The sequence below is a fragment of the Hoeflea sp. genome (assembly GCF_984452065.1).
Genome location: NZ_CFHWAF010000042.1, coordinates 20911 through 31791, shown reverse-complemented (window position 1 = coordinate 31791; position 10881 = coordinate 20911). Strand labels below are relative to the sequence as shown.

The following is a 10881-nucleotide window of genomic DNA, read 5'->3' as shown; positions in this document are numbered from 1 at the left end:
CACCAACCTCAACGCCCGCGTCGTCGCCGAGAACGTTTCCGTCGCACCTGCCCTGTCCCAGGGCGACAAGACGGTCGAGTTCATCGACGACGTGATTGCCATCCGCGAAGCAAAGACGATGCTGGAAGCGCTGACCACGGCAGGCTATGCCGAGGGCGAGGCAAAATACGTCTCTGAGGTCCTCAGCGGCGAGACCGGAACCGCGGACCTGCGGGAAGGCGATGTTTTCCGCATCGGCCTCGAGCAGCGCGACCGCGATACACGCATCGTCCGCGCCTCGGTCTATCGCGGCGGCGACCACGTCGCCTCGGTCGCGGTCAACGATTTCGAGATACTCGTCACCGCCGCGGAGCCGCCGAAATCGCCGGCTGTATCGACGGCGTTCGACGAGACGCCCGTGCCGGTTCTGTCCGGCCGCGATCTTCCACGGGTCTATGACGGCATCTACAAGGCCGCGCTGTCCTATGGCATGGACTCCGGGATGGCCGATAAGATCATCCGCCTGATGGCCAGCAATGTTGACTATCAGGCCCGCCTCAAGCCGACCGACACCATGGAGGCGATGTTCTCCGTCGACGAGGAAAGCAAGGAGGCAACCGAGAACTCCGAGCTTCTCTATCTGGCAGCGACCTTCGGCAACAACGCCGTCGCGCTTTACCGCTTCCGCAATCCCGAGGACGGCTCGATCGACTATTACGATTCCGAGGGCCGCAGCGCCCGTCAGTTCCTGATCCGAAATCCGCTGCCGAACGGCCGCTTCCGTTCCGGCTTCGGCATGCGCCGCCATCCGATCCTGGGCTACAAGCGCATGCATTGGGGCGTCGACTGGAGCGCCCCGCGCGGCACACCCATCATCGCGGCCGGAAACGGTGTTGTTGAAAAGGCCGGCTGGAACAAGGGCGGTTACGGCAAGCAGACACTGATCCGCCACCCCAACGGCTATGTCAGCTCCTATTCGCACCAGACGAAGATCGCCAAGGGCGTTGTGCCGGGCGCACGGGTCAAGCAGGGCCAGGTGATCGGTTATGTCGGCTCCACCGGCCTTTCGACCGGACCGCACCTGCACTACGAACTGATCGTCAACGGCCGCAAGGTCGATCCGATGAGGGTGCGGCTTCCGGACGGCAAGTCGCTGAGCGGTGAGGCACTGGCGACATTCCAGGCCGAACGCGCGCGCATCGACCGGCTGATCGGCCGCGACGGCGACCCGTCACAGCTTGCGGCATTGAACTGATTGCCAGATGAAACGGCCCGGCTTGACCGGGCCGTTTTGTCCATGCGCCGCGGTTTCAGGCCGCTTCGGCTTTTTTCCCGCCTTTCGCCTTGACCGACGCGGCAATCACCAGCCTGTCGGAGCCGGCCGATATCTTCACGTTCTGACCGTCGGCGATTTCTCCGCCGAGGACTTTCTCCGCCAGCGGATCCTGAACGAATTTCTGGATCACCCGCTTGAGCGGCCGTGCGCCATAGGCAGGATCGTATCCCTTGTCGGCCAGCCAGTCGCGGGCGTCCTCGCCCAGATCGATGGTGATCTTGCGTTCCGAAACCAGATCCGAAAGCCGGGCCATCTGGATATCGACGATGGCGCCCATATCTTCACGGCGCAGCCTGTGGAACAGGATGGTCTCGTCCACACGGTTCAGGAACTCGGGCCGGAACGATGCCTTGACCACCTCCATCACCTGATCGCGGACCGCATCCACATCCTGCCCCTCGGCAAGGTTTGTCAGATATTCCGCGCCCAGGTTCGAGGTCATGATGATGAGCGTGTTGCGGAAGTCGACCGTGCGGCCCTGGCCGTCGGTCAGGCGGCCGTCATCGAGCACCTGCAGCAGGACATTGAAGACATCCGGATGCGCCTTTTCGATCTCGTCGAACAGCACGACCTGATAGGGCCGGCGGCGCACGGACTCGGTGAGCGCCCCGCCCTCCTCATATCCGACATAGCCGGGAGGCGCTCCGATCAGGCGGGCGACCGAATGCTTCTCCATGAATTCCGACATGTCCATGCGGACCATGGCCGTCTCGTCGTCGAACAGGAAGTTCGCCAGGGCCTTCGTCAGCTCGGTCTTGCCGACGCCCGTCGGCCCGAGGAATATGAACGAGCCGATCGGCCTGTTCGGGTCCTGAAGTCCGGCCCGCGCCCTGCGCACGGCCTTGGAAACGGCCTGGACGGCCTCGCCCTGGCCGACGACCCGCCTGGACAGTTCGTCTTCCATGCGCAAGAGCTTGTCGCGCTCGCCCTCCAGCATCTTGTCAACCGGAATCCCGGTCCAGCGCGAAACCACATGGGCGATATGGTCCGGCGTCACGGTCTCTTCGACCATGGCCGATTTGCCTTCGCCTTCGGTCTCGGCTTCCTCGAGCTTGCGCTCAAGCTCCGGTATCTCGCCATAGGCAAGCTCACCGGCGCGCTGGAACTCGCCATTGCGCTGCGCGATGGCGAGCGCATTGCGGGCGTCGTCCAGTTGCTTCTTCAACTCGGCGGCAAGGCCCAGCTTCTGCTTCTCCGACTGCCATATGGCGGTCAGGGAGTCCGCCTTCTCCTCAAGCGCCGCCAGGTCGATTTCGAGCTTTTCAAGCCGGTCCTTCGATGCGTTGTCGGTCTCTTTCAGCAGCGCTTCGCGCTCGATTTTCAACTGGATGATGCGCCGGTCCAGCTCGTCGAGTTCTTCCGGTTTGGAATCCACCTGCATGCGCAGCCGGGACGCGGACTCGTCGACAAGGTCGATGGCCTTGTCCGGCAGGAAGCGGTCGGTGATGTAACGGTTGGAAAGCGTCGCCGCCGAAACGAGGGCCGAATCGGAGATCCGCACCTTGTGATGCTGCTCGTATTTTTCCTTGATGCCGCGCAGGATCGAGATCGTATCCTCAACCGTCGGCTCCTCGACAAAGACCGGCTGGAAGCGGCGGGCAAGAGCCGCATCCTTCTCCACATGCTTGCGGTATTCATCCAGCGTGGTCGCCCCGACACAATGCAGTTCGCCGCGCGCAAGCGCCGGTTTCAAAAGGTTTGAGGCGTCCATTGCCCCGTCGGCTTTTCCGGCCCCGACAAGCGTGTGCATCTCGTCGATGAAAAGGATGATATTTCCGGCGGCGGCCTGCACTTCCGAGAGGACTGATTTCAGCCGCTCCTCGAACTCGCCGCGATATTTCGCACCGGCGATCAGCGCGCCCATATCGAGGGCGAGCAATTGCTTGTCCTTGAGCGATTCGGGAACATCGCCATTGACGATCCGCAGGGCGAGCCCCTCGGCGATGGCGGTTTTACCCACTCCGGGCTCACCGATCAGCACCGGATTGTTCTTGGTCCGACGGGAAAGGACCTGGATCGTACGGCGAATCTCATCGTCACGCCCGATCACCGGGTCGAGTTTGCCCTCGCGCGCTTCCTCGGTCAGATCGCGGGCATATTTCTTCAGGGCGTCATAGCCCTCTTCCGCACTGGCGGAATCAGCGGTCCTGCCTTTGCGGATCTCATTGATCGCCTGGTTGAGGCCCTGGGCCGTCACGCCAGCCTTTTCAAGAATCTCGGCCGTTGACGCGGACTTTTCGATCGTCAGCGCCAGCAAAAGCCGCTCGACGGTCACGAAACTGTCGCCCGCCTTCTTCGCCGCTTCCTCGGCTGTCGCGAACACTTTGGCCAGCGGCTGGGCAAGATAGATCTGTGCGTTGCCGCCCGACACTTTGGGCAGTTTGGCAAGTGCGGCATCGACGGCGATCCGCGCGTCATCCGCGCGCCCGCCGGCGCGTTCGATGAGCGATGCGGCCATCCCTTCCGGGTCGTCGAGCAGAACTTTCAGAATGTGCTCGGGCGTGAACTGCTGATGCCCCTCGGCCAGCGCATAGGTTTGCGCCGACTGCAGAAAACCGCGCACCCTCTCACTGTATTTTTCCATATTCATGCAATTGTCTCCTTGTCATGTCCCGCCCGGCTTGCGGCGCGGAACGATGGATCCGGATTGACCCCCGATTCCGGCGGGCCATGGCTATTGATAATATGGGAATTGTAACACGGTTCATTCAACCCCGGATTTCAATTTGACGGATGTCTAGTAGAGCCAAGTTGTCGCAGCGTTTGCACCCCGAAACGCAAAACACCCGGCAAGCCGGGCGTTTGAAATCAGGATAAAAGTCGCCGTCAGGCGTCGCGTGCCACAGCCGCCACTTCCGGTGTGGTTTCCGGAGCTTCGGATGACGCGGCAGTCGCGCTGCCCTCAGTTGCACCTCCGCTCCCGTTTATCTCCTCACCGCCGGCGCCGTTTTCCGCGTTGCGGGGGCGTCTTGGACGGGCGGTCGCACGCCGGCGTGTCGACGTGCGTCGTGAAGGCTGCATGGATTCCTCGCCGATCGCCACCTCTGCGGGCGTTCCGGAAATCACCGGCTGCGGTCCTGAACCGTCAACCGCGGCCTCGACCGTCTCCCGCTCGCCGGACTCGGCAGGTGTGTTGGCGCTTTCGGGCTGGGCCTGCTCACGCTCGGCATTGTCGCGGTCGTCGCGCTGATAGCGCTCCTGTATCTGCGCCTGCGCGGCGGCGATGATGCGGTTATAGTGTTCGGCGTGCTGCAGGTAGTTTTCAGCCATCACCGTGTCGCCCGCGCCAAGCGCATCGCGCGCCATCGCCGCATATTTATCGGCAATGTGCTGAGCCGTGCCGCGAATCTTTACGTCAGGACCGGTGCTGTCGTAGGTACGCGAAAGCGGATTGCCGCTTTTTCGTTGATTATTGTTACGCCCGCGACCGCGTTTGTTCTGCTGTCCTGACCTCATACGTCACTCACCTGAAATTGTCCTGTTATCGGATTGCTCGTTCTGCACCGGCTGTTGAAATCACTATTCGGCTGTCATGCTGCAGGCCGCATAAGGATGTGCGCTTGCGCTCTTTCCGCTTCACATTCATACAAGGGCAGATTCTGTTGCTGATGGTCGATCAGTGTCACCGAAGCGAAACGCGAACCAATCCTTGAGGATCGAATCTATGGTGATGACCATATGTCCAGCACTGAGGCGAAATTAGCGTGGTTTGCCGTCGATTCCAAGCCTTTTCTTTATCTAATTCGATTTACTTAGACCGCAAGGCCAGCCTGCTGCGATCACGTTGATTTATCGCTTTTCACGACCGGTGAGCGGATCGAACCGGCCCGATAAAGGTCGAGATGGTTAATTTTGTGTTGCGATGCGCCAATCCGTTCGATCACCCGATCGCAAAGCATGCGGCAAAGGCTGCCCTCAAGCGGATGGCAGCTCACGACAAGCACGTTTTCCGCTGTGTGCACGGGGCCCGGTCATTGGCCGCGTTCCCGGCCAAATATCAGGACCCGGTCGTTGCCGCCGAAATCCCGAACACGCTCGAGGCATCCAAAACCGCAATCTTGAAAAATCGCCTCGACGGCCGCCTGCTGATCATATCCGGTTTCGACGGCGATACAGCCACCGGCGGTCAGGTGAGACCCCGCTCCCGCAGCAATCGAGCGATAGGCATCCAGCCCGTCCGGCCCGCCATCGAGCGCGGCGACGGGATCAAAGCCGCGCACATCCGGATCAAGCGTTGCGACGGCATCGCGTCGGATATAGGGCGGGTTGGACACAACAAGATCGAATTCGCCTTCGAGCGCATCGAACCAGTCGCCGCAGGCAGTGCTGAACCGCTCCGCGACCCCGAGGCGCTCGGCATTGCGGCGCGCCGTTGCCAGGGCATCCCGCGAAATGTCGGTTCCGGTCGCATCCGTCCCAGGCAATTCGCAAAGCAGGGTCAGGGCGATGACACCGCTTCCGGTTCCAAGGTCGACAATGCGGCAGCGGCCGCCGCCGGCGATGGCGGAACGGGCAAGCGGAAGCACGGCCGAGACCAGCGTTTCCGTATCCGGACGCGGCTCCAGCGTTTCGGCCGAAAGCACAAATTCGCGGCCGTAAAAGCCGCGCCGGCCGAGGATACGGTGAACCGGCTCATGCGCGCATCGGCGCAGCGCCGCATCGAAGAGGCGCGCCACATCGCGCCCGGACACGATCTGTTCGCCCTCAAGAACCAGATCCGTCAGTTCGAGATCGAGCAATCCGCACACCAGCGCCCGGGCATCGTCCCGCGGCTGCGGCAGATGCGCCCGCTCAAAGCGCGCCGACAGTTCCTTGATCAATGCGCTTCGGGTCATCTCATCCAAGGCGGACACCCGTCCGGCTCATGCACCGGAAGTCTCGCCAAGGGAAGCAAGCAGATCAGTCTGATGGTCGGCAATCAGCGCGTCGACCACCTCGTCGATCTCGCCCATCATCATGCGGTCAAGCTTGTAGAGCGTAAGGTTGATGCGGTGATCGCTCACCCGCCCCTGGGGGAAATTATAGGTCCGGATCCGCTCGGACCGGTCTCCGGAGCCGACCTGGCTCTTTCTTTCCGCCGAACGCTCGCTCTCGGCGCGCTGGCGCTCCAGATCGAAAAGCCTTGCCCTGAGAATCTGCATGGCGCGCGCCCGGTTCTGGTGCTGCGATTTTTCCGCCTGCGTCACGACGATACCGGTCGGCACATGTGTTATGCGCACGGCGGAATCGGTCGTGTTGACGTGCTGTCCGCCGGCGCCTGACGCGCGCATCGTATCGATGCGTATGTCTTCATTGCGAATTTCGACATCGATATCTTCAGCTTCCGGAAGCACGGCAACGGTGGCGGCGGATGTGTGGATGCGGCCGCCCGATTCGGTTTCAGGCACACGCTGAACCCGGTGCACGCCGGATTCGAACTTCAGCCGCGCGAACACGCCGCGCCCGGTGATCGACGCGACGATTTCCTTGTAGCCTCCGACTTCCCCCTCGCTGGCGCTCATCACCTCGACTTTCCAGCCATGGGAGGCGGCGTAGCGCTCATACATGCGGAACAGGTCGCCGGCAAAAAGCGCGGCCTCGGAACCGCCGGTGCCGGCACGGATTTCCAAGATCGCGCTTTTGTCATCCGCCGCATCCTTGGGCAGCAGCATGATCCGCATGTCCTGCTCCAGCCGGCCGATACGTTCCTCAAGTTCAGGCAGTTCGAGCTCCGCCAGACTGCGCATCTCGTCATCGGTATCCGCATCCGAAAGCATGGATTTCAGATCGTCGATCTCGGCGATGGTTTTGGCGTGGTTGCGGATCGTCGCGACAACGGGCTCCAGCTCCGAATATTCCGATGCAAGCTTCACATAGACATCGGCTTCGGGGCCCTGAGCCATGCGCGCTTCGATTTCCTCAAAGCGGTTTTCCAGCTCGCGCATCTTCTCAAGCGGTAGTTTTGCCATCATCAGATCTCGGCGGTTAAAGCGGAATGCCGTTTGAGTCGGCAAAGTCGGTCAGGAGTTCACGCACCGTAAACTCCGGATCGTCGTCTTCAAGTGCCGGCAGCAGCATTTGCGACAGCTTGTCAGCTTCCAGCGCAAGCAACATGGACTTGACCGGGCCGATACCGGCTGGCGACATGGATATGGACCGGAACCCGATGCCGATGAGGGCCATGGCGGAAAGCGGCCGGCCGGCGAGTTCGCCGCACAGGGTCAGAGGCGTCCCGGAAACCTCGGAAGCAAGCACAATCTGGCGCAGGATGCGAAGGAATGTCCGCCCCAGCGGATCGAAACGGTTGCTGACACGTGCATTGCCGCGATCGCTGGCCATGGTGAACTGGAAAAGATCGTTCGAGCCGACCGAAACAAAATCGGCTTCCGCCATCAGCTCATCGAGCTGCCACATCAGGCTCGGAACCTCGAGCATCGCGCCGAGTTCCAGTTTGCGCGGCAGATCGTATCCGAACCGGGACAGGTGATTGACCTCCTTGTTGACGAGCGCGCGGGCCGCCCGGAACTCGCTGATCTCGGTCACCATCGGGAACATCAGCTTGAGTTCCCCGCCGGCGGTGGCGCGAAGCAGCGCCCGCAACTGCATCCGCAGGATGCCGGGGCGGTCCAGCGCCAGACGCATGGCGCGCCAGCCGAGCGCCGGATTCTCTTCATGTGCGGCCCTGAAATAGGGGATCACCTTGTCGCCGCCGATATCAAGCGCGCGGAATGTGATGGGCTTGCCCTTCGCCTGCTTGAGGGCACTGCGATAGAACTGCTCCTGTTCCTCCACCTTGGGCATGGTCGAGGCGATCATGAACTGCAGTTCGGTACGGAACAGGCCGACGCCGTCCGCACCCGATTCCTCGAGCTGCGGCAGATCGACCAGCAGGCCGGCATTCATCTGCAGCGTGATCGGCACCTCGTCCCGGGTTAGCGGATCAACCGAGCGCAGGGCACGGTACTGCTCCTGACGCCGCGCGCTGAAGCGCACCTTCTCCGCATAGGCGCTTTCCAGGTCCGCCATGGGACGCAGATGCACCTTGCCGTCATCGCCGTCGACGATGATCGAATCGCCGTTTTCCGTCATCGAAGCAACGCCCGAGGCCTGACCGACGACGGGAATGCCCATCGCCCGCGCCACGATGACCACATGGCTTGTGACGGAGCCTTCCTCGAGAATAAGCCCGCGGACCTTGGAGCGGGGATAATCCAGCAGTTCCGCCGCTCCCATGGCGCGCGCCACGACCACCGCGGCATCGGGAAACTCGTCCTCATGCGCCTTGACGTTGAAGCCCGTGAGCTGCCGCAAAAGCCGGTTGGCGAGATCATCGAAATCGTGCAGGCGCTCGCGCAGATAGGGATCGGTCATGTGGATCATGCGCGCGCGCATGTCGCTCTGGACCTTCTCCACCGCGGCTTCCGCGGTCAGACCGTTGCGGATGGCCTCCTCCAGCTTGCGCACCCAGCCCCGGTCATGGGCGAACATGCGATAGGCCTCAAGCACCGCCCGGTGCTCGCCTTCCATCGGCACGTCGCGACGCGACAGCATGTCGTCGATCGATATACGCAGCGAATCCAGCGAATCCTCGAGCCGCGCAAGCTCGCTGTCGATGTCCTCGTTCAGCAGTTCGGTGACCACGATGCGCGGCTCGTGCAGCACCGCGTAACCAAGGCCGATACCATCCGAATAGGCGTCCCCCTCAATGGTGACCGGGCGGCTCAGATCCAGCTCGATGCCGGGACGGGTCACCTTCTTCAGGTCCCCGGTCGCGATCATTTCGGCCAGAACCATCGCCGTGGTTTCGAGCGCTTCGAGCTCATCCTCGCGATAATTGCGCATCGCCTTGTTCTGGATGACCAGAACCCCGAGCGTCCGGCCGGCACGAAGGATGGGAGCGCCGAGGAACGAGTGGAAAATCTCTTCCCCGGTTTCCGGCAGATAGGTAAAGGCGGGGTGCGACTGGGCGTCCGACAGGCTGAGCGGCCGGGCGCCGGCGGCGATGGTGCCGACAAGACCCTGCCCCATCTTGAGCTGTGCAAGGTGCACCGCTCCGGGATTGAGGCCCTCGGTGGCGTAGAGCTCCAGCACGCCGTCTGCCCTCAGCACGTAGAAGGAGCAGACTTCGGCGACCATGTTCTGGGCGATCTGGCGCACGATCCGGTCGAGCCGCTCCTGCGGCTCGAGCGGCTCCGCCATCAGCTCGCGCAGCCGTCTCAGCATGACGCGGGGACCGGCCGATGGGTCTCTCATCGCGCTTTCGCTCTCCGTTTTCATTTCACGGCCCGCGGAGCGGGTATCGCGGATCGTTAAGTTTTATCGAGGCCGTAGACCGAATGCAAAGTGCGCACGGCAAGCTCCGCATAGGCGCCGTCGATCAGGATCGATATCTTGATCTCCGACGTTGTGATGGCCTTGATGTTGATGCCCTTTTCGGCAAGCGCCTTGAACGCCGTGGCCGCGACGCCCGCATGGCTGCGCATGCCGATGCCGATCACCGAAACCTTGACCAGTCCCTGCTCGCTCTGGACCGCATCGAAGCCGATCGCCTCACGCGCCTTTTCCAAGACGCCGACGGCTTTCTCCATATCGCCCGTCGGGATCGTGAAGGTCATGTCGGTCGCCGTGCCGTCCTCGGAGATGTTCTGGACGATCATGTCCACATTGATATTGGCCTCCGCCAGCGGTCCGAAAATCGCTGCCGACACGCCGGGCCGATCCGCGACGCGCCGCAGCGAAATCTGCGCCTCATCCTTGGTATAGGCAATGCCGGTTACGACTTCCTGTTCCACGATCTCATCCTCATCACAAATCAACGTGCCGGGCGGGTTGTCGAAGTCATCCATTCCGGGCGCATCCGGCTCGGTAAAGCTGGAGCGCACGAAGGTGCGGACCTTGTGGACCATCGCCAGTTCAACGGAGCGGACCTGAAGGACCTTGGCGCCGAGGGACGCCATCTCGAGCATTTCCTCGAACGCGATGGTTCTCAGCCGCCGCGCGGCAGGCTCGATCCGCGGGTCGGTCGTGTAAACGCCGTCCACATCCGTATATATGTCGCACCGGTCCGCTTTCACCCCGGCGGCGATGGCCACGGCGCTCGTATCGGAACCGCCGCGCCCCAGCGTGGCGATGCGGTTGTCCGGGCCGATGCCCTGGAAGCCGGCGACCACCGCCACCTGGCCTTCGCCGAAGCGGCGGATCAGCTCCGTCCCGTCAATGTCGAGGATCCGGGCGGCGCCATGGGCATTGTTGGTCCTGATCGGAAGCTGCCATCCCTGCCATGAACGCGCATTGACGCCCATGGACTGAAGCGTGATGGCCAGAAGGCCGGATGTGACCTGTTCACCGGAAGCGACCACGGCGTCGTATTCGCGCGCATCATGAAGCGCCGACGCCTCACGCGTCCATTCCACAAGCTCGTTGGTCTTGCCGGCCATCGCCGACACGACGACGGCAACCTCGTGCCCCGCATCGACCTCCCGCCTGACATGCCGCGCGACGTTGCGAATGCGCTCGAGATCGGCCACGGACGTGCCGCCGAATTTCATGACAATGCGGGCCATCGGTCAGACCGGACTCCCAGGAGC

The 10881-nt window shown here is 62.4% G+C and carries 7 protein-coding genes; 1 reads left to right on the top strand and 6 read right to left on the bottom strand.

Annotated features, from left to right (window positions below):
- A partial coding sequence (locus AC5E6N_RS10395; RefSeq protein ID WP_491747747.1) for a M23 family metallopeptidase occupies window positions 1-1234 on the top strand: 1234 nt, incomplete at its 5' end.
- A gap of 55 nt (window positions 1235-1289) precedes the next feature.
- Here the strand turns inward: AC5E6N_RS10395 and clpB are convergent.
- The 6 genes from clpB to AC5E6N_RS10365 form a co-directional block, all read right to left on the bottom strand.
- A complete protein-coding gene (clpB, locus tag AC5E6N_RS10390; RefSeq protein ID WP_491747746.1) occupies window positions 1290-3905 on the bottom strand; it encodes an ATP-dependent chaperone ClpB in 2616 nt (871 codons plus the stop codon).
- Between the two features lie 236 nt (window positions 3906-4141).
- Entirely contained in the window at window positions 4142-4771 is a 630-nt protein-coding gene (locus tag AC5E6N_RS10385) for a DUF4167 domain-containing protein (protein ID WP_491747745.1), read from the bottom strand.
- A gap of 515 nt (window positions 4772-5286) precedes the next feature.
- Window positions 5287-6150, bottom strand: a complete 864-nt coding sequence (gene prmC / locus AC5E6N_RS10380; protein WP_491747751.1) for a peptide chain release factor N(5)-glutamine methyltransferase — start codon at window positions 6148-6150, stop codon at window positions 5287-5289.
- Window positions 6151-6177: 27 nt separating this feature from the next.
- Window positions 6178-7263: a peptide chain release factor 1 gene (gene prfA, locus AC5E6N_RS10375; RefSeq protein ID WP_491747750.1), complete on the bottom strand. Its 1086-nt coding sequence runs from the start codon at window positions 7261-7263 to the stop codon at window positions 6178-6180.
- A gap of 16 nt (window positions 7264-7279) precedes the next feature.
- Complete coding sequence (ptsP, locus tag AC5E6N_RS10370; protein ID WP_491747744.1) at window positions 7280-9547, bottom strand: phosphoenolpyruvate--protein phosphotransferase; 2268 nt, start codon at window positions 9545-9547, stop codon at window positions 7280-7282.
- A gap of 56 nt (window positions 9548-9603) precedes the next feature.
- Entirely contained in the window at window positions 9604-10857 is a 1254-nt protein-coding gene (locus tag AC5E6N_RS10365; RefSeq protein ID WP_491747743.1) for an aspartate kinase, read from the bottom strand.
- Between the last annotated feature and the right edge of the window lie 24 nt (window positions 10858-10881).